At 60.7% G+C, this 24,658-nt stretch carries 22 protein-coding genes, 2 tRNA genes and 1 pseudogene; 8 read left to right on the forward strand and 17 right to left on the reverse strand.

The annotated features are described in order from the left end of the window. Positions 1-6 precede the first annotated feature (6 nt). From CGZ77_RS09970 to mraZ, 4 genes are all read right to left on the reverse strand, one after another. The gene (locus tag CGZ77_RS09970; RefSeq protein ID WP_009424926.1) at positions 7-2,010 is read right to left on the reverse strand and encodes a penicillin-binding protein 2; all 2,004 of its coding nucleotides are present in this window, start codon (positions 2,008-2,010) and stop codon (positions 7-9) included. 61 nt (positions 2,011-2,071) lie between these two features. Next, on the reverse strand, positions 2,072-2,332 hold the full coding sequence (ftsL, locus tag CGZ77_RS09975; RefSeq protein ID WP_009424925.1) for a cell division protein FtsL: 261 nt from the start codon (positions 2,330-2,332) through the stop codon (positions 2,072-2,074). A gap of 31 nt (positions 2,333-2,363) precedes the next feature. Then, positions 2,364-3,329, reverse strand: a complete 966-nt coding sequence (gene rsmH, locus CGZ77_RS09980; protein WP_369830579.1) for a 16S rRNA (cytosine(1402)-N(4))-methyltransferase RsmH — start codon at positions 3,327-3,329, stop codon at positions 2,364-2,366. Further along, entirely contained in the window at positions 3,326-3,781 is a 456-nt protein-coding gene (gene mraZ / locus CGZ77_RS09985; protein ID WP_009424922.1) for a division/cell wall cluster transcriptional repressor MraZ, read from the reverse strand. Before mraZ ends, rsmH begins: the two co-directional genes overlap by 4 nt. A gap of 322 nt (positions 3,782-4,103) precedes the next feature. On the opposite strand from mraZ, the gene CGZ77_RS09990 reads away from it, so the two are divergent. The 3 genes from CGZ77_RS09990 to CGZ77_RS10000 all read left to right on the forward strand — a co-directional run bounded on the left by CGZ77_RS09990 (position 4,104) and on the right by CGZ77_RS10000 (position 5,521). Beyond that, positions 4,104-5,261: a class I SAM-dependent methyltransferase gene (locus tag CGZ77_RS09990; RefSeq protein WP_009424921.1), complete on the forward strand. Its 1,158-nt coding sequence runs from the start codon at positions 4,104-4,106 to the stop codon at positions 5,259-5,261. Positions 5,262-5,360: 99 nt separating this feature from the next. Next, positions 5,361-5,437: transfer RNA gene (locus CGZ77_RS09995), tRNA-Met, on the forward strand. Between the two features lie 8 nt (positions 5,438-5,445). Further along, positions 5,446-5,521: transfer RNA gene (locus tag CGZ77_RS10000), tRNA-Ala, on the forward strand. Positions 5,522-5,558: 37 nt separating this feature from the next. Here CGZ77_RS10000 and CGZ77_RS10005 read toward each other — a convergent pair. After that, a complete protein-coding gene (locus CGZ77_RS10005) occupies positions 5,559-5,897 on the reverse strand; it encodes a DUF2750 domain-containing protein (protein WP_051040394.1) in 339 nt (112 codons plus the stop codon). Positions 5,898-6,032: 135 nt separating this feature from the next. Here CGZ77_RS10005 and argG point away from each other — a divergent pair, with 135 nt between their 5' ends. The 3 genes from argG (at position 6,033) to CGZ77_RS10020 (ending at position 8,919) form a co-directional block, all read left to right on the forward strand. Continuing rightward, positions 6,033-7,370 (forward strand): argininosuccinate synthase, encoded by a 1,338-nt coding sequence (argG, locus tag CGZ77_RS10010; protein ID WP_009424919.1) that lies wholly within the window; start codon positions 6,033-6,035, stop codon positions 7,368-7,370. Positions 7,371-7,524: 154 nt separating this feature from the next. Next, a complete protein-coding gene (locus CGZ77_RS10015) occupies positions 7,525-8,094 on the forward strand; it encodes a GNAT family N-acetyltransferase (protein ID WP_007341893.1) in 570 nt (189 codons plus the stop codon). A 72-nt stretch (positions 8,095-8,166) separates the two neighbouring features. Continuing rightward, complete coding sequence (locus CGZ77_RS10020) at positions 8,167-8,919, forward strand: hypothetical protein (RefSeq protein ID WP_009424918.1); 753 nt, start codon at positions 8,167-8,169, stop codon at positions 8,917-8,919. 63 nt (positions 8,920-8,982) lie between these two features. On the opposite strand, the gene CGZ77_RS10025 is transcribed toward CGZ77_RS10020, so the two are convergent. Further along, complete coding sequence (locus tag CGZ77_RS10025) at positions 8,983-9,684, reverse strand: M48 family metallopeptidase (protein WP_036495425.1); 702 nt, start codon at positions 9,682-9,684, stop codon at positions 8,983-8,985. Between the two features lie 80 nt (positions 9,685-9,764). After that, entirely contained in the window at positions 9,765-11,804 is a 2,040-nt protein-coding gene (gene recG, locus CGZ77_RS10030; protein WP_009424916.1) for an ATP-dependent DNA helicase RecG, read from the reverse strand. Positions 11,805-12,182: 378 nt separating this feature from the next. Between recG and tldD the strand changes: the two genes are divergently transcribed. Beyond that, positions 12,183-13,673 carry a metalloprotease TldD gene (gene tldD / locus CGZ77_RS10035; RefSeq protein WP_036495424.1) on the forward strand — a complete coding sequence of 497 codons (1,491 nt, stop codon included), beginning with the start codon at positions 12,183-12,185 and terminating at the stop codon, positions 13,671-13,673. A 133-nt stretch (positions 13,674-13,806) separates the two neighbouring features. Here tldD and CGZ77_RS10040 read toward each other — a convergent pair whose 3' ends face one another. Further along, positions 13,807-14,031 carry a sulfurtransferase TusA family protein gene (locus CGZ77_RS10040; protein ID WP_009424911.1) on the reverse strand — a complete coding sequence of 75 codons (225 nt, stop codon included), beginning with the start codon at positions 14,029-14,031 and terminating at the stop codon, positions 13,807-13,809. Between the two features lie 133 nt (positions 14,032-14,164). On the opposite strand from CGZ77_RS10040, the gene CGZ77_RS10045 reads away from it, so the two are divergent. Next, a complete protein-coding gene (locus CGZ77_RS10045) occupies positions 14,165-14,767 on the forward strand; it encodes a CNP1-like family protein (RefSeq protein WP_009424910.1) in 603 nt (200 codons plus the stop codon). A gap of 576 nt (positions 14,768-15,343) precedes the next feature. Here CGZ77_RS10045 and CGZ77_RS10050 read toward each other — a convergent pair. The 9 genes and pseudogenes from CGZ77_RS10050 to CGZ77_RS10085 form a co-directional block, all read right to left on the reverse strand. Next, positions 15,344-16,385 (reverse strand): annotated as a pseudogene (locus CGZ77_RS10050) (DDE-type integrase/transposase/recombinase); the annotation flags it as partial. Positions 16,386-16,559: 174 nt separating this feature from the next. Beyond that, positions 16,560-18,017: a dihydrolipoyl dehydrogenase gene (locus CGZ77_RS10055; protein WP_009425347.1), complete on the reverse strand. Its 1,458-nt coding sequence runs from the start codon at positions 18,015-18,017 to the stop codon at positions 16,560-16,562. A 164-nt stretch (positions 18,018-18,181) separates the two neighbouring features. Next, the gene (locus CGZ77_RS10060; protein ID WP_009425346.1) at positions 18,182-18,937 is read right to left on the reverse strand and encodes a glutathione peroxidase; all 756 of its coding nucleotides are present in this window, start codon (positions 18,935-18,937) and stop codon (positions 18,182-18,184) included. 164 nt (positions 18,938-19,101) lie between these two features. Next, the gene (locus CGZ77_RS10065; RefSeq protein ID WP_009425345.1) at positions 19,102-19,890 is read right to left on the reverse strand and encodes a 1-acylglycerol-3-phosphate O-acyltransferase; all 789 of its coding nucleotides are present in this window, start codon (positions 19,888-19,890) and stop codon (positions 19,102-19,104) included. Positions 19,891-19,902: 12 nt separating this feature from the next. Beyond that, positions 19,903-20,163, reverse strand: coding sequence for a hypothetical protein (locus tag CGZ77_RS12145; protein ID WP_157058104.1), 261 nt, complete (start codon positions 20,161-20,163; stop codon positions 19,903-19,905). A gap of 210 nt (positions 20,164-20,373) precedes the next feature. After that, positions 20,374-21,132, reverse strand: a complete 759-nt coding sequence (locus CGZ77_RS10070; RefSeq protein ID WP_094031157.1) for an ABC transporter ATP-binding protein — start codon at positions 21,130-21,132, stop codon at positions 20,374-20,376. A gap of 107 nt (positions 21,133-21,239) precedes the next feature. Beyond that, positions 21,240-22,202, reverse strand: a complete 963-nt coding sequence (locus CGZ77_RS10075; RefSeq protein WP_009425142.1) for an iron chelate uptake ABC transporter family permease subunit — start codon at positions 22,200-22,202, stop codon at positions 21,240-21,242. Further along, the gene (locus CGZ77_RS10080) at positions 22,192-23,160 is read right to left on the reverse strand and encodes an ABC transporter permease (RefSeq protein WP_009425143.1); all 969 of its coding nucleotides are present in this window, start codon (positions 23,158-23,160) and stop codon (positions 22,192-22,194) included. Before CGZ77_RS10080 ends, CGZ77_RS10075 begins: the two co-directional genes overlap by 11 nt. A 240-nt stretch (positions 23,161-23,400) precedes the next feature. Next, positions 23,401-24,363: a siderophore ABC transporter substrate-binding protein gene (locus tag CGZ77_RS10085; RefSeq protein WP_094031158.1), complete on the reverse strand. Its 963-nt coding sequence runs from the start codon at positions 24,361-24,363 to the stop codon at positions 23,401-23,403. Positions 24,364-24,658 lie beyond the last annotated feature (295 nt).

The following is a 24,658-nucleotide window of genomic DNA, read 5'->3' on the forward strand; positions in this document are numbered from 1 at the left end:
GTTTCCTTATCCGGCAGCGGGCACGGCGGCTTTTACGGGCTTGGTGGGCGTGACGCCGAGGATGTTGAGGCTGCCCGACATGATGTCTTTGAAGACCGGGCCGGCGACGATGCCGCCGTAGTAGCCGTTGGCGCGCGGCTCGTCGATGGCAACAGCAACGATAACGCGCGGTTTGTCCGCCGGAGCGAAGCCGATAAACGTGCCGATGTGTTTGTCGCGGGCATAGCCCCTGCCGACGACTTTCTGCGCCGTGCCGGTTTTCGCGCCGACGTCGAAGCCTTCAACCGCACCCGCCGTGCCCGTGCCGCCTTTTTCGGTAACAGCAACCATGATTTTGCGCATGGCTTTGGCGGTGTCGGGTTTGAGGATGCGTTCGCCGTCGGGTGCGCCGTCGAGTTTTTCAATCGAAAGCGGCATCAGGCGGCCGTCGGCGGTCAGCACGGTGTAGGCGCGCGCCAGTTGCAGCAGGCTCATCTGCATTCCGTAGCCGAAGGACATGGTAGCCTGGTCGAATTTGCCCCAGTTTTTCCAGTTGCGCAGCTGCCCTGCGGCTTCGCCGGGGAAGCCGATATCGGGCTTGGTTTTGAAACCGAGGCTGCGGTAGTAGTCGTACATGTCTTCGGCGTCGTACATCAGCGAGATTTTGCTGGTACCGACGTTGGACGATTTCTGCATGATGCCGCGCACGTCGAGCGAGGGATACAGGTGGGTGTCGCGCACGGGATGACCGCTGATGCTGTACGGCTGGGTGTTGAACTGGGAGCGCGGGTTGATTTTTCCGTCGTCCAGCGCTTTGGCGATGGGGAAGGGTTTGAGTACCGAGCCGAATTCGTACATATCGGTCACGGCTCTGTTGCGGCGCTGGTCGCTGTCGGCTTCGCCCGGTTCGTTCGGATCGTAGGACGGGCCGTTGACCATGGCGAGGATTTCGCCCGTGCGGGCATCGAGCACGACGGCGCTGCCCGCTTTGGCCTGGTGGTGTGCCACAGCTTTGGTCAGCTCTTCGTAGGCCAGGGTTTGGATGCGCTGGTCGACCGATAAAACGATGTCGCGGCCATCGTGCGGCGCCCGGCTGCCGCCGTCTTCCATGCTGTCGACGATGTGGCCTTTGTTGTCGCGCAGCACGACTTTGCGGCCGTCGCGGCCGTGCAGTTCTTTTTCGCGCGACAATTCCAAGCCTTCCTGGCCTTTGCCGTCGATATTGGTGAAGCCGATGATCTGCGCGAACAGGCTGCCGCCCGGATAGTGCCGCTGCGGCTCCTGCTGGAAAGCCAGACCTTTGATTTTCAAGGCGGCAATCCGCTTGGCGGTTTCGGGTTTCAACTGGCGTTTGAGAAACACGAAGTCGATTTTTTTGCCCATATCGGCTTTGAGCACTTCGACGCTTTTTTTGTCGAGTTTGGACTGGATGGCGGGATTGAGCACGTCGGCCAGCTCTTGCAGCTTGGCATCGTCGGGCAGCACGGCCAATTCGCCCGGGCGCACGTAGAGCGACTGCGTGCCGGAAGGCGTGCCGTCTTTTTCTTTGTCGTCGCGGAATTTCAGGCCGTCGATGCCGAGCGCTTTCACGGCTGCGACGGTATCGGGTTTCAGACGGCGTGCGATATAGGAAACGGTGCTTTTTCTGTCGAGGCGCTCGCTGATGATGTCGGCGGGCACGTCGATCATCTCGGAAAGGGTTTCGATTTCTTCGGCCGTGAGATTGGCTTCGGAAGGGATGGCATACAGGGATTCGGCGGGCGCGCTCAATGCCAGGCGCGCGCCGTTGCGGTCGCTGATCAGGCCGCGCGCGGCGGGCAGCTTCACGGTGCGCACGAAGCGTTTGTTGCCTTCTTCGGTGAGGAATTCGTGATGCGAAGTCTGCAGATACAGGCCGCGTCCGATCAGCGCAAGAAAACCGGCGCCCAGCGCGCCGAGCATGAAATAAATCCGCCCGTTGCTGGTAACCGGCTTTTTGCTCTTTTCCTGCCCGGGCAGCATCTTCGGCTTGTATTCGTTCTTAATCAACATACTGCTACTGCTTTCTTGTGGGAATTTTCTCTGCGTGTCCGGCACAGGCCGGTTTTTGTTGTTATTCGGTTTCCACCACTCGGGTGTCGGCGGCCTGCGGCGGCGCGAGCCCTGCTTGGGCGGCGGCCTGTCTGACCAGCCGGTGGTTCGACAATTCCGCCTGTTTGAGTTGCAGGCGGGCGAAATCCTTTTCCAGCTCCTGCTGCTGCTTTTCCGCCTCCGCCAGCTCGATATGCTGCTGGCGGGCGCGGTTTTGCTGGGAGACGACGGCAAAGCCCGATCCGAGCGCCAGCACCAGCAATGCGATATTGATATAGTTCATCCGTTTTTGCTTCCGCAAACTCTGTTGGTTTTCAGACGGCCTCACGGCCGCCGAATGCGCCTTCGGTACGCTCCGCCACCCTCAGCACCGCCGAACGGGCGCGCGGATTGGCCGCCACTTCATCTTCCGACGCCTTCATGGGTTTTCCGACCGTTTTCAGCGGCGGCTGCGGCAGATCCGCATCGCGCACCATCGCCCATTTGGGCAGCGGCTCGTGGGCGGAATACCGTTTGAAAAATTGTTTGACAATGCGGTCTTCCAAGGAATGGAAGGCAATCACCGCCAGCCTGCCGCCGCTTTTCAGACGGCCTGCCGCCTGCGGCAGCACCGCTTCTATTTCTTCAAGCTCACGGTTGATGAAAATCCGAACGGCCTGAAACGTCCGCGTCGCCGGATCTTGGCCGCGCTCGCGAGTACGGACGTTTTGCGCCGCGATACGCGCCAGCTTGCCGGTTGTATCGACAGGATTTTCGCCGCGCTGCGCGACAATGGCGCGCGCAATCGGGCGGGCAAACCGCTCTTCACCATAATTCCTGATTACCTCGCAAATTTCGTTTTCATCGGCAACTGCCAGCCACTGCGCCGCCGACATGCCGCGCGTGGTGTCCATCCGCATATCCAGGGGCGCATCGAAGCGGAAGCTGAATCCGCGCGAACCGTCGTCTATCTGCGGCGACGAAATGCCCAAATCGAACAGCGCACCGTCTATTTTTCCGATACCCAGCGCATCCAAGGCCGTCTGAAAAGAGGAAAAACCGTCGTGCACCACGCTGACGCGGCTGTCCTGCCGCGCCAATTCCTGCGCCACGGCAACCGCCTGCGGGTCCTTGTCGAACACAATCAAGCGGCCGTTTTCGCCGAGCTTGGACAAAATCAGGCGGGAGTGTCCGCCGCGTCCAAAAGTTCCATCAACATAGATGCCGTCTGAAACCACGTTCAGCGCATCGACCGCTTCGTTCAGCAAAACGGTGACATGGGAGAACGTTTCGCCGTTCACAGCTGAAATCCTATCTGACCCAGCTCGAAATCCAGCTCTTCGGGATCGATATCGAGCGCGGCATCGTCTTTGGCGTGGAACACCTCCCTGTCCCACAGCTCCAAACGGTTAACCCTGCCCGTCAGCGCCACTTCCTTATCAAGCTGCACTTTGCGGCGCAGGTTGGCGGGCAGCAGAATCCGCCCCGCCGCATCCATTTCCATCACTTCGGCATTGTTGAGCAGCAAATCGCGCCACGCCGAAAGTTTGGCGTTGCCCGCCACGTTTACCGACATCAGCCGCTGCGCTTCCTGCTCCCAAACGCTTTCGGGATAAAGCAGCAGCCGCTCGCGGTTTTCCAGCGTGGCAACCAGTGCGGGCGTGTATTTGCGCAGCAGCAAATCACGGAACTTGGCGGGAACCGCCAACCGTCCTTTGCTGTCGATATTTAAATCGTGAATGCCGCCAAACATAAAACGCGCCCGAAAAATTCTTCAACCAGGGAAAATTGACACACTTTGCACCACTTTCCCCCACTCAGGCCGTACTATAAATAAAAACACGGCATACGGTCAAACGGAAAAATCGGGAAAACAAAATAAGGAACAGATACTTAAAGGTAGCCCGAACCAGCCTCCGCACAAGAGCGCAATGCCTTGTCATACCACCCGCACCGCCTTCCCGTATAAAATACACGCACTTAACATTTCGCCGCATACCGACGAAACAGTAACGCCCCGCACTTTTACACCGTCAATCATCGCGATTGCCATTTCATTTTTACACAAGTTAACCATGACCGCCGCAAACCTTCCCGAACCCTCCGCAGAAGCCCTCGAATCTTCCGAACGCCTCAAACAAACCATCCGAGAAGAAATCGCCCTTTCAGACGGCCTCATCCCCTTTTCCCGCTTTATGGAACTCGCCCTCTACGCCCCGCAATACGGCTACTACACAGGCGGTGCGCACAAAATCGGCGCACAGGGCGACTTTGTTACCGCGCCTACACTCACCCCGCTGTTCGGCCAAACCCTAGCCCGCCAAATCGCCGCCCTGCTGCCACAAACCGCCGGCAACGTTTACGAATTCGGCGCAGGCACGGGCGAGTTGGCCGCCACGCTGCTCAACAGCCTTTCAGACGGCCTCAACCGCTATTACATCGTCGAACTCTCGCCCGACTTGGCCGAACGGCAACGCCAGTTCATCGCCGACAACACCACCCCCGAAGCCGCCGCCAAAGTCGTCCACCTCAACGCCTTACCCGATACCGTCGACGGCATCGTTATCGGCAACGAAGTACTCGATGCCATGCCCGTGGAACTCGTGCGCCGCGAACACGGCTGCTTTTGGCAAATCGGCGTCGGCTTGGAAAACGGGCAGTTTGTCCGCCGCACATCGCCGCTTACCCGCCCTGCCCTGCTGCAAGCCGCCGCGCAATATTTCCCTGACGCAGAGCCTTACACCGGTGAGCTGCATCCCGCACAATACGCGTTCGTACGCACGCTGGCCGAACGCCTCACACGCGGCGGCATCATCTTCATCGACTATGGTTTCGATGCCGCCCAGTATTACCATCCGCAGCGCAACGAAGGCACGCTCATCGGCCACTACCGCCACCACACCGTGCACGACCCGTTTTTCCGCGTCGGCCTCACCGACCTCACCGCCCACGTCAATTTCACCGACACCGCACAAGCCGGCACCGACGGCGGATTGGATTTGATCGGCTACACCACACAGGCCGATTTCCTGCTCAACCTCGGCATTACCGAACTGCTCGAACGGCAAAACCTGCCGCCCGACTCCCCCGCCTACGTTCAGACGGCCTCCGCCCTGCAAAAGCTCCTGATGCCGCACGAAATGGGCGAGCTGTTCAAAGTTATCGCCTTCGGCCGCAATATCGGCGTCGACTGGCAGGGCTTTGCCCGCGGCGACATCTGCCACAAACTGTGAAGCGGTTTTTTAACGATTAAAATCAATCGGAAAAGAAAAAGCCTTGAAAAAGCGGTTGCCCGAGCAGAAAAAAGCCGTATAATCACGGCTTAACTTCACGGCGAATTAGCTCAGTCGGTTAGAGCAGAGGAATCATAATCCTTGTGTCCGGGGTTCGAGTCCCTGATTCGCCACCAAAAAATTCGGGGGTATAGCTCAGTTGGTAGAGCGCTTGCATGGCATGCAAGAGGTCAGCGGTTCGATCCCGCTTACCTCCACCAGACAACACAAAGGCTTGGTTTAAAAACCAAGCCTTTTTTACTGCCTGAGTGCACAGGAAACCGCATCGCCGTCCCCGTTTGGAAACACCGCACACCGCATCCCCTGCCCTGCCAAAGCGTCCAGCCACACGAGAAAAGCACACAGCGTCATTTGACGGACGGAAAAGCCCGCCCCGCCCAAGGCTTCCGCCACCGCCTCTTCCGGATACAGGCACACCGCCCTGCCGTCAGATCCGACCACACGGACACCGCCCGCACCGTCTTCCAACAGCCACACCGCCTCAAAATCCACCACCTTGCGCACAAAATATTCATAACGCGTCCGCGCATCCATCGCCAGCAAATTTGCCGGCTTATTCGGGTGGATAAAAGCCATTTTCCCTCTCCTGTATTGACGCCTGCCAACAGCCATAGAGGCCGTCTGAAAACGTATAACAGCATTTTCAGACGGCCTCAACCCCGCCGCCTGCGGTACAATCGCCGTTTTCCCAACAACTGCAAAGGATCAAGCATGACCACCGCCACCATCCTCCAATCCCTCCCCGTCGGCCAAAAAGTCGGCATCGCCTTTTCCGGCGGGCTGGACACCTCCGCCGCCCTGTTGTGGATGAAACTCAAAGGCGCGCTGCCCTACGCCTACACCGCCAACCTCGGCCAGCCCGACGAATCCGACTACGACGCCATCCCGAAAAAAGCGCTGGAATACGGCGCACAGAACGCCCGCCTGATCGACTGCCGCGCCCAGCTTGCCCACGAGGGCATCGCCGCCATCCAGTGCGGCGCGTTTCACGTGTCCACCGGCGGCATGCCCTATTTCAACACAACCCCGCTCGGCCGCGCCGTAACCGGCACCATGCTGGTTTCCGCCATGAAAGAAGACAACGTCAACATCTGGGGCGACGGCAGCACCTACAAGGGCAACGACATCGAACGCTTCTACCGCTACGGCCTGCTCACCAACCCCGCGCTGAAAATCTACAAACCCTGGCTGGACCAGCAATTTATCGACGAACTCGGCGGCCGCCACGAAATGAGCGAGTTCCTGATTGCCAACGGCTTCAACTACAAAATGTCCGTCGAAAAAGCCTATTCCACCGATTCCAACATGCTCGGCGCGACGCACGAAGCCAAAGATTTGGAGTTCCTTAACAGCAGCGTCAAAATCGTCAAACCCATTATGGGCGTCGCCTTTTGGGACGAAGACATTGAAATCAAAGCCGAAACCGTGTCCGTGCGCTTTGAAGAAGGCGTCCCCGTCTCCCTCAACGGCAAAGAATACGCCGACCCCGTAGAACTTTTCCTCGAAGCCAACCGCATCGGCGGCCGCCACGGCCTGGGCATGAGTGACCAAATCGAAAACCGCATCATCGAAGCCAAATCGCGCGGCATCTACGAAGCCCCCGCCATGGCCTTGTTCCACATCGCCTACGAACGCCTGGTAACCGGCATCCACAACGAAGACACCATCGAGCAATACCGCATCAACGGCCTGCGCTTGGGACGCTTGCTCTACCAAGGCCGCTGGTTTGACAGCCAAGCGCTGATGCTGCGCGAAACCGCCCAACGCTGGGTCGCCCGCGCGATTACAGGCGAAGTAACGCTCGAACTGCGTCGCGGCAACGACTACTCGATTCTCAACACCGAATCGCCCAACCTCACTTACCAGCCCGAACGCCTGAGCATGGAAAAAGTCGAAGACGCCGCCTTCACCCCGCTCGACCGCATCGGCCAGCTCACCATGCGCAACCTCGACATCACCGACACCCGCGCCAAACTCGGCATCTACTCGCAAAGCGGATTGTTGCAACTGGGCGAAGGCTCGGTATTGCCAAAGTTGGATAACAAATAAAACGCCCATAAGGCAGCCTGAAACGGGGAAACGGTTTTAGCTTCGCAGAAGCTCGCAAGCTCGCTTTCAGGCTGCTTTTTCAAATATGAAAGGCCGTCTGAAAACATCGTTTCCACATCCCCCCATACAAACAAACGCACACCAAGGAAAACCCATGAACACCCCCACCCTGCGTCTGAACCGCGTCCGCCTCGAACCCCTCGCCCCGCAACACGAAACCGCCCTGCGCGAAGCCGTGTGCGACGGCAACATCTGGGAGCTTTTAGTCACCACCGCACCCGCACCCGATCAAGTGGCAGCCTATATCCAAACCGCCCTGCAAACACGCACCGCCTTTGCCGTTATCGACGAAGACAGTGGCCGCATCGTCGGCAGCACCTCGCTCTACAACACCGACCCCGCCGTCCCCCGTGCCGACATCGGCTACACCTGGTACGCCCGCTCCGCGCAGCGCACCCGCATCAACACCTGCTGCAAACTCATGCTGCTGGATTACGCCTTCGACACTCTCGGCTGCACCTGTGTCGGCTGGCAGACCGACATCCTCAACACCGCCTCGCAAAGCGCCATCGAACGGCTGGGCGCCAAAAAAGACGGCATCCTGCGCCGCCACAAACTGCGTAAAGACGGCAGTGTGCGCGACACCGTGGTTTACAGCATGCTGCGTGAAGAATGGCCGCAGGCCAAAGCTGCGCTGGAAGCAAAACTGGCGGCGTTTGGCTGACGTACAGATCAAGCAAAGGCCGTCTGAAACCTTTTTCAGACGGCCTCCAAACTGCCAACCGAAAGCCCCGCCATGACCGTCACACTCAACAAGCTCAACTTCCTGCTTCTACTCTATGCAGCCGTTTCCGCCTGCATCTTTCAGCTTGCCCTCCCCGACCCTCCCGCTACCTGGCCGGCATGGAGCGCCCTCACCGCCTTTTGCGCCCTGCACGGCTTTATCGTGGCGCGTCGGCTGAAACGCGGGCAGGACGCATCACCTGCCGGCATCGGCAACTACCTGACCGGTTTGCTCGTCGGGATCTGGCTGATACAGGGCATGGACATCCTGATCTACGCCGATTACTACACCGCCGACTACCGCATCCCGCGCGACCGGCTTTCCACCATCGAATTTACCGTGCCCCAAGCCCCCGAATGCAGCGGCAGCAACCGCGTCAGATTCTGCTACCTGCCTGCCGCGGAAGACCTGCACCTTTACTGCCAAACGGTTGACAAAGACAGCTGCACCCGTGCCTACCGCCACGCAGGCCAAACCGCCCGCGTCCGCTACTACGGCGGCCGGCTCTACGAAATGAGCGTCGGCAACACCGCCGTATACCGCTACGAAGAACAAACCGCCGTTTTCGAGCGCGAACAGTCGCAACTGCGCCGCCAGCCGCTTATCCTGCTGCTGTTTACCCCGCCGCTGATCTGGTTTGTCCGCCGCTACAAACGGCTTGCGCGCAAACAGGAGCATCAAACCGAAGGCCGTCTGAAACCCTTTTCAGACGGCCTCTTTTCCATCCCCGCTCCCACTGCGGCAACACGCCCCAGGGGCTGTTGACAATTGGTTTGCGAAGCGGATTTTGCGTCAGAAAGCCGCCGCAATACCAAATGTCGACAGCCCCTAGCCCAGCGCAAACAGCTCGCGCCCGTGCGCTTTGAGCCAGGCTTTCGCCGCCTGCGTGTGCGGCGTGTGGCGGGAAACCAGCTCCCAAAACGCCGCGCTGTGGTTCGGGTGCGGCAGGTGGCAGAGTTCGTGCACGCAGACATAGTCGGCGACGAAATCGGGCGCGCCGACCAGCCGCCAGTTGAGGCGGATGCCCGTGCGCGCGCGGCACACGCCCCAAAAGGTTTTGGCGTCGGTGAGTGCGGCGGCGGCGGGGCGCAGGTTCAGACGGCCTGCGTGCGCCCACAGGCGCGGCGGCAGGGTTTGCGCGGCGCAGGCGTACAGCGCGTCTTTCAGCAGCCGCCTTTGTGCGGCCGCGCCGATCGGCGGCAGCAGAATCCGCCGCCCGTCAAACACCGCCTCCGCCACGCCCGCATCGGTTGCCACTTGCGCCAGCCTGCCGTGCAGCCACACCGCCTGCGGCAGGCCGTCTGAAAGGTTTTCAGACGGCCGCTCCTGCCAACGCGCCAGCGTCCGCCGCAGTGTTTCGCCGTTTTGCGCCAGCCAGTCTTGCAAGCCGCGCCGCCCCAGCCATTTGGGCGCGCTGACGCGCAGCGCATCGGCGGCAAGCGGGCGCAGGATGATGTTTTTCTTGGCGGCAAAGCGCACGGCAATGCGCACGGGGCGGCCGTCGGGAAGGTGGTGGATGAATTCGGTCATGTTGGGTTTTCTGTTTTCATATTCGGTATTTGAGGCCGTCTGAAAAGCCGGAAACGCGTTTTCAGACGGCCTCTTGCCGTTTACGCGCCCATGTAGGCGGCGCGGCTGGCCAGCCATCTGTCCAAATGGGCTTTGACGATGTCGGGATGCTGCTCGATCAGTTGCGGGGCGATTTCGCGGGCGTGTTCCAACAGGTGCAAATCCTGTTCCAAGTTGGCAAAGCGCAGCATGGGTACGCCGCTTTGGCGTGCGCCGAGAAATTCGCCGGGGCCGCGGATGTTGAGGTCTTGGCGGGCGATTTCAAAGCCGTCGGTGTGCTCGTAAATCACTTTCAGCCGTGCTTTGGCCAATTCGCTCAACGGCTCGGCAAACAAAAGGACGCACACGCTTTTGGCCGCGCCGCGCCCGACGCGCCCGCGCAGTTGGTGCAGTTGCGCCAGGCCCATGCGTTCGGCGTGTTCGATCACCATCAGCGCGGCGTTGGGCACATCCACGCCGACCTCGATCACGGTGGTGGCGACGAGTACGTTCAGACGGCCTGCGGCAAATTCGGCCATCACAGCGGCTTTTTCGGCGGCTTTCATGCGGCCGTGTACGAGGCCGATGTTGAGTTCGGGCAAGGCCGTCTGAAGCTGCTCCAGGGTTTCGGTGGCGGTTTGCAGCTGGAGGGTTTCGCTCTCTTCGATCAGCGGGCAGACCCAATATGCCTGTTGCCCTTTGCGGCAGATGTTCAGCAGATAGCCTTCGACTTCGGCACGGCGCAGGCTGTTGACGAGGCGGGTTTGGATGGGCGTGCGGCCGGGCGGGAGTTCGTCGATCAAGGACACATCGAGGTCGGCGAAAAAGCTCATGGCGAGGGTGCGCGGGATAGGGGTGGCAGACATCATGAGCTGGTGGACGTCGCGGCCTTTGTTTTTCAGGGCGAGACGCTGCGCCACGCCGAAGCGGTGCTGTTCGTCCACAATCACGAGGCCGAGGTTTTGAAAGGCCACGTCGTCTTGAAACAGAGCGTGCGTGCCGACGGCGATTTTGACCAGGCCGTCTGAAAGCTGCGCTTTGGCTTCGTCTTTGGCTTTTTTGCGCTGGCTGCCCGAGAGCCATGCGATGTCGAGACCGAGCGGATCAAACCATTGTTTGAACTTGATAAAGTGCTGTTCGGCGAGGATTTCGGTGGGTGCCATTACGGCCACTTGTGCGCCGGCTTCCACGGCGGCGAGTGCGGCCAAGGCGGCGACGATGGTTTTGCCGCTGCCTACATCGCCCTGCAACAGGCGGTGCATGGGAAAGGTTTGCGCCATGTCCTGCCGGATTTCGGCAAGGGCTTTTTCTTGGGCGCGGGTAAGGGCGAAGGGCAGCGCGTTTAACAGGGGCTGCGACAGCGTGCCGTTGCCGGTGAGCGGTGCGGCCTGACCGCTGATGCGCTTTTGCCGAGCCAGCCGCATGGAAAGCTGCTGCGCCAGAAGTTCGTCGAATTTGAGCCGCTGCCATGCGGGCAGTGCGCCGTCGGACAACTGCTGCACGCTCAGGCTCGGCGGCGGCGCGTGCAAAAGGCGCAGGCTTTCGGCCAAATGCGGCAGTTTCAGACGGCCTAACAGCGCGTCGGGCAGGGTGTCGTGCAGCGGGGTGTCGTCTAAGGCCGTCTGAATGATGCGGCGCAGGGTGGGCTGGTTCAGCCCGTTTACGGTGGGATAAACCGGAGTGAGGCTCTCGGCGAGGCCGCTCGTTTCGGCATCGCGGATTTTGGGGTGAATCATCTCGTCGCCGTAAAAACCGTGTTTGATTTCGCCCACGGCGCGGATGCGCTTGCCGACGGCAAGCTGCTTCTGCTGGCTCGGGTAAAAATGGATAAAGCGCAAAAACAACACGTTGCCCGCGTTGTCGCCGATTTGCACAATCAGTTGTTTGCGCGGTTTGAACATGACTTCCTGATGCAGCACCGTGCCTTCCACCTGACAGGGCACGCCGACGGGCGCGTCTTGCAGCGGCATGATGTGGGTTTCGTCTTCGTAGCGCAGCGGCAGGTGCAGCACCAAATCCCAAGCGGTGTGCAGATGGAGCTTTTCCAGCTTTTTGGCGGCGGTGTCGGTGATTTTGAGCTGTTTTCGGGTTTCGGGCGTCATGTTGCGGGCTTTTCTGCGGGAGGCGGCGGATTATATAACAAGGCCGTCTGAAAGCCGTTCAGACGGCCGCCAAACGGCACAAACCCGCAGTTTCAGGCTGCGGGTTCGTGCTTTGGTTCGGTTTTTGAGTATCGAGGAAAAAGGCTGAATCGTATAAAGGAATCTCCAAGAAAGTTGTTGATGAAAGTTGATATGAACGACTGAAATAACGTTGTTTAATGACCCGGCCGGTGAGCCGGTAGGGCGTATTATATACAAATAATAATGGTTATCAAGATTTATTTTGATTTTTTGCCGATTTATTTTTAGAAAGCTGTTTTTAAAGAGAATATTTTTGCCGATTATCGGCCGCGAAACGGCGTATCTGCCTCCGTGGCAATGCCGTATAATCGCGCTCCAACCGCAACAGCGAAAATCCTTATGCCGCACCAAGATACCGTCCAAACCGTCCGCCGCGACCTGCTCGCCGCCAACGGCCTCGATGCCGAAAACCTCGCCCGCAGCCTCGCCCTTATCGGCGCGCACCACGTCGATTATGCCGACATCTACTGCCAGCGCACCGCCTACGAAAGCTGGCACCTCGAAGAAGGCATGGTCAAATCGGGCAGCTTCCAAATCAGCCAGGGCGCGGGCGTGCGCGCCGTGTCGGGCGACAAAACCGCCTTTGCCTACGCCGACAGCCTGAACCTCGATTCCGTCAACCGCTCGGCGCAAACCGTGCGCGTTATCGGCGCTGCGGGCGGCGAAACGGCCGTGCACACGCCGTCTGAAAAAAGCGTCCGCCGCATCCACGACGATGCCGACCCCATCCGCAGCATGGACGCCGCCGCCAAAATCGCCCTGCTCCACCGCATCGAAGAAACCGCCAAAGCCGCCGACCCGCGCATCGTGCAGGTCATGGCCGGGCTTACCTGCGAATACGACATGGTCTACATCGCCCGCCTCGACGGCAGACACGCCGCCGACATCCGCCCTCTGGTGCGCCTGAGCGTCACCGTCATTGCCAAACAGGGCGATAGGCGCGAAATGGGCAGCGCGGGCGGCGGCGGACGCGGCGGACTCGAATTTTTCGACGACGAACGCGTGCGCGGCTATGTCGAAGCCGCCGTCAAACAAGCCCTCACCAACCTCGCATCGCGTCCCGCGCCCGCTGGCGAAATGACCGTCGTTTTGGGCAACGGCTGGCCGGGCGTATTGCTGCACGAAGCCGTAGGCCACGGCCTCGAAGGCGATTTCAACCGCAAACAGACCAGCGTGTTCTCCGGCCGCATCGGCGAGCGCGTGGCCGCCAAAGACGTAACCGTGGTCGATCAGGGCGACATCGCCCACCGTCGCGGTTCGCTCAACATCGACGACGAAGGCAACGAAACCGGCCGCACCACCCTCATCGAAGACGGCATCCTCGTAGGCTATATGCAAGACGAAACCAACGCCCGCCTGATGGGCGTTGCACCCACAGGTAACGGCCGCCGCGAAAGCTACGCCTCCGCCCCCATGCCGCGCATGACCAACACCTTTATGGAAAACGGCAGCTACGGGCCGGACGAAATCATCGCCTCCATCGGCAAAGGCATCTACGCCGTGAATTTCGGCGGCGGCCAGGTCGACATCACCAGCGGCAAATTCGTGTTTTCCGCCTCGGAAGCCTGGTGGGTGGAAAACGGCAAACCGCAATACCCCGTGAAGGGCGCAACCATCATCGGCAACGGCCCCGAAGTGCTCAAACACGTTTCCATGATCGGCAACGACACCGCGCTCGACAGCGGCGTAGGCGTGTGCGGCAAAGACGGCCAAAGCGTGCCCGTAGGCGTAGGCCAGCCCACGCTGCGTATCGACGCGGGCTTAACCGTCGGCGGCAGCGAAATTTAAGTCCGTCCCCGCCTACGCGGGAATGACGTTTCTGAAAAACAGTTTCGGCACAGCAAAACCCGTCCGACACAAAAACAAAGAGGCCGTCTGAAACCCCGCAACAGGGTTTTCAGACGGCCTCTCCGCATCCGCGCTACTTGCGCCGCAACACCATACGGAACACACCGTCCGCCTCGTCCGAAGCCAAAAGGGCATGCCCCGTCTGGCGGCAGAACGCGGCAAAATCGTCGGGCGCACCCGCATCCGTCGCCTCCACCGTCAGCACCTCGCCGCTCGCCAAAGCCGCCAGCGCCTTCTTCGCGCGCAAAATCGGCAGCGGGCATTTCAAACCCTTCACATCCAGATAATGTCCGTCCATCAAACGCTCCTCACACAAAAAAGCCGCGGATTATAGCCCAAGCCCCCGCGCGGCACACAGCCCGCCGCAAAACCGCCGCCCACCCTGCCGCCGGTGTTACAATCCGCTGCATTTCCCACCCCTAAGGACAGCCATGACCCGCACCCTCCTGCTCAGCCTCCTCCTCGCCGCCCCGCTGGCACACGCCAGCGAAAAAGAAACCGACTACAACACCCGCTACGTCGAAACCGAAGCCGACCGCCGCCGCGCCGCCTTCACCGAAACCGAAGAGCCCCTGCCCCTCTTCCCTGCCGCCGACGGCTGGACCGAACTCTACGTCTCCCCCACCTACCCCGGCCAACTCCTCATCGACCGCGACAGCATCCACCCCGCAGCCGACCGCACCGTGCGCTACGTCCTCAACCTGCGTCCGCAGCGCGGCGGCACCGACAACATCAGCGCTGAAGCCCTCTACTGCGCCGCCACCTCCCTCAACATCCGCGACAGCAAAAAAAGCGCCTACAAAACCTACGCCTACGGCGACCCCGTCAAACGCCGCTGGATAGCCGCCCGCAACGCCCGCTGGCAAAACCTCGGCGGCCGCCCCGACAGCGCCGCCGCCGTGCGCGAAACCCTCTACCGCATCTGGTGCCACGACGGCACACCCGAAACCCGCGAAGGACTGCTGCGGCGTCTGGACGAACGCGGCGGCAAAAACGCCGCATCCGGCAGACAAAACCGCAAAGAAAGCGACTGAGCCCGCCGCATCGGATAGGCCGTCTGAAAGCGAAGCTGCAACAAAGTCAAAAGCAGATTCAAGCGCTTTCAGACGGCCTTTTTGCAAACAGCAGATATTGAAACCTTTGCAAAACCCCAACTCCCTGCCAAACGGCATCATTCCCGCACAGGCGGGAATCTTGCTTAATGTCAAAACATTTCTGACAAAACCCTATATTGCTTAAACCCTGAAAAGACTCCCGCCTGCGCGGGAATGACGGAATTCATTGCCGTTCACGCTGTATTTGGGGTTTTGCAACAATTCCACATTAAACGCACACACCGCCGGGCGGCACACCCTACCGCCGTACCGCAAGCAGAGGCCGTCTGAAACCTGTCGGAGCAACAGAGTCCCCTCTCCCGCCAGTACCCTTCGGGGCATAAAAGGGAGAAGGCTAGGGTGGGGGCTTGCGATGCTTCGGCAACTTTTGCGGAAACGGCACAAAAGCAGTTCTGCACACTGCCACCTCCTCCCCAACCCTCCCCTGCGCCCCAGTGTACAGACCGGACACATAGGTAACACCTGTGCGGGGACATGGGTAACAGTTTTTCGGGCAGTTTGGCAGAAGTCGTTCAGGTCAATCCGGCCGAGGCGGTAGAAACAGAAATAGATTTCGTACACACCGTCTTCGCTTTGTACCGGACGGCAGGCTACGGTTTGTCCGACCAGCCCTTTGCCGATGCGTATCTGCCGACCCGGCAGGCTGATTTGGCCGTTGGTGTCCGTTTTGCGCACCAAGTCTCCCGGCAGGTATTCGACCGGTGCCAAGTGTTCGGGAAATTCCCTCGGGCTGCTGCGGTAGTGTTGCGGAGGAGTGTCCGATCCCGCCGAAGGTTCTGCCTTTGAGCACTTCGGCTTTCAGGCTGTGGTGGAAACGTTCGTCTTTGCCGTTGGTCTGCGGGTGCAGCGGACGGCTGCGGCCGGGACGGATGCCCAGTCGGATAAGCCATGCGGCCAGGCGGGTCAGTCCGCCTTGTGCGCTGTCGCCCCGGGGTGCGCCGTTGTCGGTGTTGATTCTGTCGGGCAGTCCGTATTGTCTGAATGCTTCGGTCAATGCTGCCTGTACGCCTTCCCTGTGCTCGTTTGCCGGGGCGCGCAGGATGATGTTGTAGCGCGATCGGTCGTCGATAACGGTCAGCGGGTGGCAGCGGCCGCCGCCGGTGGCGAAATGGCCTTTGAAATCCATCTGCCACAATGCGTTGGGGTAGGGATGCCCGAAACGCTGCCGGTTGTGTGCCGCATGGGTGTTTTCGTGAATGATGCGTCCGTTGCGGTGCAGTATGGAGGTGATGGTGCTGGGGGCGATGTGTATGCCGTGCTCGCGCTGCAGTATGCGGGCGATTTTGCGGCCGCCCCATGCGGGATGTTCGTCGCGTACGGCGAGTACCTGCTGTTCGGTTCGGCTGCCTGTCTGCTTCGGGCTGTTGTGCGGACGGCGGGATTGTTCTTGGGTGCTGTCGCGTTTGAGCCATTTGTAGGCGGTTTTGCGGCTGATGCCGAATTGTCGGCACAGACGGCTGATGTTGCGGTCGGGTTGTCGGGCTAGGGTTAAAAATTCCTGTCGTTCTCGGGACACGGTGGTTTCTCTCCAAGGCATGGTAGGGATTCCGTCTGTTGGGACGGGGGAAGTGTTACCTATGTCTTCGTACGGGTGTTACCTTTGTGTCCGGTCTGTACACTGTGGCGCAGGGGAGGGAGTAAAATGCCGATGCAGCCGAGAGGCCGTCTGAATGTGGCCTTTCCGTGTCGGCTGCGGACGCTGTGCGGGCGTTCAGTCTCCGGCGCATTCCTGACATTCGGTGTGGTGGTCGCCGCCGATTTTGAGTTTGGCCATGACGTCGCGCAGGGCGGTGCGCAGGCCTTCTTCTATCACGGGGTGGTAGAAGGGCATGTCGAGCATTTGCGGTATGGTCATGCGCATTTGGTGCGCCCAGGCGAGGAGGTGGGCGAGGTGTTCGGCGTCGGGGCCGACCATTTCGGCGCCGATGAAGCGGCCGCTGCCTTGTTCGGCATAGACGCGCAGGCGGCCGCGGTTGACGAGCATGACGCGGCTGCGGCCTTGGTTGCGGAAGGAGACTTCGCCGACGGCGACGCATTCGGGGTTTTTGTAGCGTTCGCGCATTTGGGCGTATTTCATGCCGACGGTGGCAATCTGCGGGTCGGTAAACACGACGCCGATAAGGCTGCGGCGCAGGCCGTTTTCGATGTGCGGGTAGCGGCCGGCGTTGTCGCCGGCGATTTTGCCCTGGTCGCTGGCTTCGTGCAGCAGGGGGAGCTGGTTGGAGGCGTCGCCGGCGATGAAGATGTGCGGGATGCTGGTCTGCATGGTGAGCGGGTGGGCTTGGGGCACGCCGCGCGCGTCGCGTTCGATGGCGAGGTTTTCGAGGCCGATGTTGTCGGTGTTGGGGACGCGGCCGGCGGCGGCGAGCAGGTATTGGGCGGTGAAGACGCCGCTCCCGCCGTTTGTGCGGTCGCGCCAGTTGACGACGACGTCGCCCGCTTCGTTGCGGCCGACTTCGGTGTCGGCATCGAGGTGGAGGACGAGTTCGCCACCGAAGATGTTTTTGGCTTCGGCGAGGACTTCGGGGTCGGAGATGCCGCCGAGGGAGCCGCTGAGGCCGAAGATTTCGACGCGCACGCCCAGACGGGTGAGCGCTTGGCCGAGTTCGAGGCCGATGACGCCGGGGCCGAAGACGGCGACGCTTTCGGGCAGGGTGTCCCATGAGAAGACGTCGTCGTTGACGATGAGACGGTCGCCCGCGGCTTCGCGCCATTGGGGCAGGACGAGGGGGCGGGAGCCGGTGGCGATGACGATGCGATCGGCGCGGATTTGTGTATGGTCGTCGATTTGCACGGTGTGTTCGTCGATGAAGCGGGCGTGGCCGATGATGCGTTTTTCAGACGGCCAGGCTTCTACGTCTTCGAGCACAAAGCCGACGAAGCGGTCGCGTTCGGTTTTGACGCGGTTCATGACTTCGCGGCCGTCGACTCGCACGCTGTCTTTATCGAGATGGACGCCGAAGGGGTCGGTGTGCAGGGCGTGGTAGCGGGCGTCTGCGGCGGCGATGAGGAGTTTGGAGGGCATGCAGCCGACGCGGGCGCAGGTGGTGCCGAAGGTGTGGCTTTCGATGAGGTAGGCATTGTCGGTGTGCATGAGGGCGTTGCGGAACGCGCCCATGCCGGCGGTGCCGCCGCCGATGACGACGACGTCTGCGGTGAGCTGTTTCATGTGGTTTCCTTTCAGACGGCCTGTGCCGTGGCGGCGCGGCCTGCGGGTGGGTGTGAAAAAGAGTTATCCGGGTAACGCGGCCTGTCTGCGGCGGCGTTACCCGGATAACCCTTGGCGGTTATCCGAGAGGGCTGTTATGGCGCAGCCCTCGGTTTCAAACGGTTTTATCGGTTTTTCGCCAGCCAGGCTTCCAAGTCGTCGCTGCCGCCGATGTATTGGCCGCCGATGAAGACTTGCGGTGCGGAGGTTTTGCCGGTGATGGCGCGCACGGAAGTGGTGGTGGCGTCGCGGCCGAGGACGATTTCTTCGTAGGCCAGGCCTTTGTCTTGCAGAGCCTTTTTCGCTTTGGCGCAGAAGGGGCAGCCGGGTTTGGTGAAGATGGCAACAGAGGGCTGCTCCTGCCAGGACGGATCGATATATTTGAGCATGGTGTCGGCATCGGACACTTCGAAGGGGTCGCCGTCTTTTACGGGTTCGATGAAGGCTTTGGTGACTTTGCCGTCTTCGACCAGCATGGAGTAGCGCCAGGAGCGGTCGCCGAAGCCCAGGCCTTCTTTGCTCACCAGCATGCCCATGCCGCGGGTGAAGTCGCCGTTGCCGTCGGGTACGACGGTGATGTTTTCGGCTTCCTGGTCGGCCAGCCAGGCGTTCATGACGAAGGTGTCGTTAACCGATACGCACAGGATGCTGTCGACGCCGCGGGCGAAGAATTCTTTGGCCAGCTCGTTGTAGCGCGGCAGGTGGGTGGAGGAGCAGGTGGGTGTGAACGCGCCGGGCAGGGAGAAGACGACGACTTTTTTGCCTTTGAACAGATCGTCGGTGGATACGTCTACCCATGCGTCGCCCTGACGGGTGTGGAATACGACGGAAGGAACGGTGCTGCCGACCAGTTCGGCTTCGGTTTTGATGTTGATGCTCATGGAAGTCTCCTGAAACAAACGGGTTGTAAAAAGTTTGGGCTGCGGCGCAGCCTCTGTATGAAAACGGAGTGAAAACACAAAACGGTATATGGGATGCCGCGCATTTTAACGGCGGCGGCATGATTTGTATAATTTATTGTTCAAATTTTTTTGATTGCAAACCGCTATTCATTGCCGCCGTTTTGCAGCGGCGGGGCGGATTGTACGCCTATCTTGTCCACCATGCTGCCGACGGCGGCCTCCACGCGGTCTTTCAGGGCGAAACGGTCGCCCTCGGGGGGGATTTGCGGCAGGAAGTCGACGCGGATTTGGATTTCGGGCATCGACACGATGCGCCACAGGGTGACGGGCAGGGAAACATCGCTGAACGCAGGGCGGTCGGTGCGGCGGTTGCGGCCGTCGTAATAGCGCAGCGCCAGAGGCTGCACGTTCACGCCCGCGTCGATGGCCGACTGGAACAGCGCGGCTTTGAAGGGCAGGATGCCGTCGCCGCTCGATGTGCGCGCTTCGGGGAAGAAGCAGACGTTTTGGCCTTTTTCCAGCGAGCGGACGATGGCTTCGTTGATAACGTTGATGTCTTTGCGGCTGCTGCGGTCGATGAAGACGGTGTCGGCGTTGCGGGCGGCGCGGCCGACAAGCGGCCAGCGTTCGAGTTCCTTCATGGCGATGAAGCTGCTCGGGCATTGCGCGGTGATGGCGAAGATGTCGAGGAGGGAAACGTGGTTGGCCGCCACCAGCACGCCCTGCGGCGTTTCAGACGGCCTGTCGCGCACGTCGAGCCGCACGTTGAGGATGTTGAGCGCGTTGTTGCAGATAGCGGCAAATTCGGCGTTGCGCACACTTTGCGGCGCACCGTCGAGCCTGCGGATGCGGCGTACTGTGGCAATCAGCCAGCCCGCCATTTTGAACAGGCGGCAGATGCGGGTGGCAAAGGGCGTGGGGCGGAGCGGCATGGCGGCGGGCAGTCAGACAAAAGGCGCGATGGTAATTTCAGACGGCCTGCCGTACCAGTGCTTTTGCGGTTTTTTGCACAGACGCGGGAGGCCGTCTGAAAACGGTTTTTCAGACGGCCTTTTTGTCCGCAAATAACGGCGTCGGGGTTTCGGACGGCCTTTCAGGCTGCTGTGCCGTTTGTGGCCGTCTGAAAGGCCGAAACCTGCCGCTGTGTGACGCTTTGCCCCTCCCCCGCGCTGGCGCGGAGGATCGGGGAGGGTGGCATTTCGCAAAAATGCTTTTGCTGCCGCAGTTCCCGCAAAAGTTTCCGCAGCGGCGCACCCTCCACCCTAGCCCTCCCCCGCGCGGGCGGGGGAGGGAATCAAGGGGCGAAAACGGCCTGAAAGCAAAAAGGGGAACCGTCTGAAAAGGGTGGCCGTCTGAAAAACCTGCTTCGCAGGTTTTTCAGACGGCCTTTTGCCGCGGGCTGCACAGTCGGCGGTTCAAATATGGTGGATAACGAGTTTCTTGCCTTTGTAGTCGAGCACGTCGACGTCCATGTCGAACAGTTCGCGGATGTTGTCGGGGGTGAAGATTTTGTCGGGGGTGTCGGCCATGAAAACCGCGCCGTTTTTCATGGCGACGACGTAGTCGGCGTAGGCGGCGGCCTGGTTGATGTCGTGCAAAACGACGACGGTGGTGCGCTTGTGTTCGTCGGTGAGGCGGCGCAGCAGGCGCATGAGGGCGCGGGCGTGGTACATGTCGAGGTTGTTGAGCGGTTCGTCGAGCAGGACGTAGTCGGTCTGCTGGCAGAAGACCATGGCGATCATGCCCCTCTGACGCTGGCCGCCGGAGAGTTCGGTGAGGTAGCGTTCGGCGAAGTCGCGCAGTTGGAAGGCGTCGAGGGCGTTTTCGACGATGGCGTAATCGTTTTCAGACGGCCTGCCCTGGTGGTAGGGGTAGCGGCCGAACATGAGCAGGTCGCGCACGCTGATGCGGCTGACGATGCTGTTGTCTTGGGTGAGGATGGAGAGGATTTTGGCCAGTTCGGCTGTGGGGGTGGCGGCGACGTCGTGGCCGCCGACGCTGATGCTGCCTTGTTTGAGGGGTTGCAGGCGGGCGGCGAAGGACAGGAGGGTGGATTTGCCCGCGCCGTTGGGGCCGATGAGGGCGGTGATGCCGCCTTGCGGGATGTCGAGGCTGATGTCGCGGAGGATGGGGCGGCCGCCTATGCTGTGGCCGACGTTGCGGATTTGTATCATGGTGGTTTTTTCGGGTCGGGTTGTTGGGGAGGCCGTTTCTGAACGGGTTTTCGCTTCGTTGAAGCTTCGATTTCAGACGGCCTTTCTGTGGCAGGCCGTTTGGAAGCCTATTTTTTCTTTTTCAGCACCAGCCAGAGGAAGACGAGGCCGCCGGCAAATTCGATAACGACGCTCAGCACGGCTTTCATGCCGAGGAGGTGTTCGAATACGGTTTGGCCGCCGACAAGCAACACGGCGGCGGTGAGGAAGACCATGGGCAGGCGCAGGCTGTGGCGGACATGTGGGCTGAAGCGGTCGGCCAGGGCGACGACGAGCAGGCCGAAAAAGCTCACCGGGCCGACGACGGCGGTGGCGGTGGCGGTGAGGGTGGCGATCCACAGCAGTATCCATAAGGTGTTGCGCGTGTAGTCTATGCCGAGGTTGACGGCCTGGTCGCGGCCGAGCAGGTGGACGTCGAGGCGGTGGCGTTCGCGCCAGAGGAAGACGGCGCTGGCCGCCGCAATCACAAAGCCGACGGCGAGCAGGTTGGTATGGATGGTGTTGAAATTGGCGAAGCTGTTGCTCTGCACGGCGGCGAATTCTTCGGGGTCGATCAGGCGTTTGAGCAGCGCCGAGAGGCTGCGGAAGAAAACGCCGAAAATCACGCCGATCAGTATCATCCGCGCCAGATCGCGGCCGCCCTGCCGCAGCAAAACGTTAAACAAGAGCAGTGAGCCGCCCATCATTGCCGCCAGTTCCAGCGCGAATTTGCCGTTTACCGGCAGCGCACCGTAGCCGACACCGCCCAGCAGCACCACCAGCAGGGTTTGCAGGAACAGATAGAGGGAGTCGAAGCCGAGGATGGCGGGCGTGAGGATGGGGTTGTTGGTGAGCGTTTGGAACAGCAGGGTGGACACGCCGACGGAGTAGGCGGCCAGAAGCAGCCCGGCCAGCGTCGTGCCGCGCCGCTGCAAGACGAAATCCCAGCTGCCGTGCACGTTGAGCATGAGGAACAGGGCGCAGGAGGCGATCAGCAGAATCAGGGCAACCCACAGCGGACGGCGGCTTGCGGACGGATTTTCAGACGGCATGGGCGGGTTTCCTCATCAGAAGATAGAGAAACAGCACGGTGCCGAGCACGCCGAAAACGGTGGACACCGGAATCTCGAAGGGATAGCGCACGGTGCGGCTGACGATGTCGCACAGCAGCACCATGCCCGCGCCGATCAGGGCGACGGCGGGCAGGCTGCGGCGCAGGCGGTCGCCCATCAGGCGGCTGACGATATTGGGCACGACCAGGCCGATAAACGGGATGTTGCCCACCGTCACCACCACCAGCGAGGTAATCAGCGCGACGATAATCAGCCCCGCCCACAACACCGCCGTGCGGTTCAGGCCGAGGTTGACGCTCACCGCCTCGCCCAGCCCGGCGATGGTGAGCTGGTCGGCAATCACATAGGCCAGCACGGCGACGATGCCGCCCAGCCACAAGAGTTCGTAACGCCCCTGCAAAATCCCCGAAAAATCGCCCGCCTGCCACACATCGAGCATCTGCATCATCTCGTTTTCATAGGCGACAAACAGCGTCAGCGACTCGATTACGCCGCCGAAAATAATCCCCACCAAGGGCACCATCAGCTGCGCCGTCGGCGGCAGGCGCGAAATCAGCGCCATAAACAGCAGCATGCCCGCCATTGCCGCAGCGGCGGCTGACGACATTTTCAGCATCACGCCCGCCGCCGGATAAACCAGCGTCAGCAGCACCAGCGCCAAGGCCGCGCTCTGGCTCGCGCCCACCATCGACGGCTCGACGAAACGGTTGCGCATCAGAATCTGCATAATCATGCCCGCCACCGCCAGCGACGCGCCGCTGAGCACCACCGCCAGCGTGCGCGGCAGGCGGCTCACCACCATCAGCATCATGCTGTCGGACGGCGAAAAAAGCTGCGACCAGCGGAAATCGGCCACGCCGATAGACAGGCTGAGGCCGAAGAGCAGCAGCAGCGCGGCAAAAGCGGCCGCATAAAGGGAAAAGGGATTTTTTATCATCGTATCAGAAGGGTTAAAGGGCTTTCAGACGGCCTCTGCCGCAACGGGAGGCCGTCTGAAAACACAGCTTCGGCGCAGCCGAAAACAAAACGGCAGTTGATGATTGTCTGCATCGCGCGCAAACGGTTGGGAAAACAGAAAACGCCGCCGCTTCGGGCGTCTTGTCCGTTACGGCTTTCCCTGCCGGAAAACGTTTTTCAGACGGCCTCCGCCAAGAGGAGGCCGTCTGAAAGCACAGATTTACTTCGCCGCGTCAAACGCGTCTTTAAGCTGCTTGGTCGAGTTCAGCAGCTCCTGCGCGCCGCCGGTGGCGAGGTAGGTTTCCGGCAGCAGATACACCACTTGGCCTTTTTTCCACGCCGTTGTTTCGGCAATCAGCGGGTTGTTCAAAACATCTTTCGCCGCCTGTCCCTCCTCGCCGATGGCGGCGGTGCGGTCGAGGACAAACAGCCAGTCGGGGTTTTTCTCTTTCACATATTCGAAGGAAACGGGCTGGCCATGCGAGCCTTCTTTAATCGCTTCGTCCACGGGCGGCACGCCGATGTCTTTGTGTATCCAGCCGCCCAGGCGCGATTGTGCGCCGAAGGCCGACAGTTTGCCGCCGTTCACCATCAGCACCAGTCCCTTGCCTTTGCCCGCAGCCGCCGCTTTGGCCGCTTCAAAGGATTGGTTGATTTGTGCTTTCAGCGCGTCGGCCTCGGCCTTTTTGTTGAAAATCGCACCGAAGGCGTCGATGCGCTCGTCGGCGCTTTGACGCATATTGTTGGAATCTATGCCCATTTCGATGGTGGGCGCGAGTTTGGCCAACTCGTCGTAAGCCTTGGCCATGCGCCCGCCGATAATGACGAGCTGCGGGTTGTAGGCATTCAGCGCTTCATAGTCGGGATCGAACAGCGTTCCTGCCTTCACCGCGTCTTTTACCGCAGGCTGCAAGTAGTCGAGGCTCAGCGTATTGGGCGCGGCGCCGACTTTCACACCCAGCGTGCTCAGTGTGTCGAGCGCGCCCAAATCGTACACGGCGATGCGCTCGGGATTTTGCGGCACGGCAGCCTCGCCGCGCATGGTTTTCACGGAAACCGAGCCTGCGGGCGCGGCCTGCTGCGCGGATGCGGGCGCCTGCGCGGCGGCACCTTCCTGCTGCCCGCCGCAGGCGGCCAGCGCGGCGGCGCAGCACAGGGCAAGTAAAGTGTGGCGGAATATCATCGAATCGCTCCTTATGGATAAACAAACACAATGCCGCAAATGCGGCAGGCCGTCTGAAACCGCGTTTCAGACGGCCGATAAAATTAAGAGCGATTTTCACATAAAACCGCCCGCGCTGACAATTCGCATCCTTTCGCAAACGCCATCCCGCGCCCATGTCTCCAAAAGGCATGGACGGATGGCAGACAACCCGTTTTCACACTGGCAGATTTATTTTAATTTCTGTATTGACAGAAATTTTAAAATACCAATAAAATGCCGCAAAACCGACCCGAGGCATCCGCCGCCACCGCCA

Source organism: Neisseria sp. KEM232, from assembly GCF_002237445.1.
Lineage (GTDB): Bacteria > Pseudomonadota > Gammaproteobacteria > Burkholderiales > Neisseriaceae > Neisseria.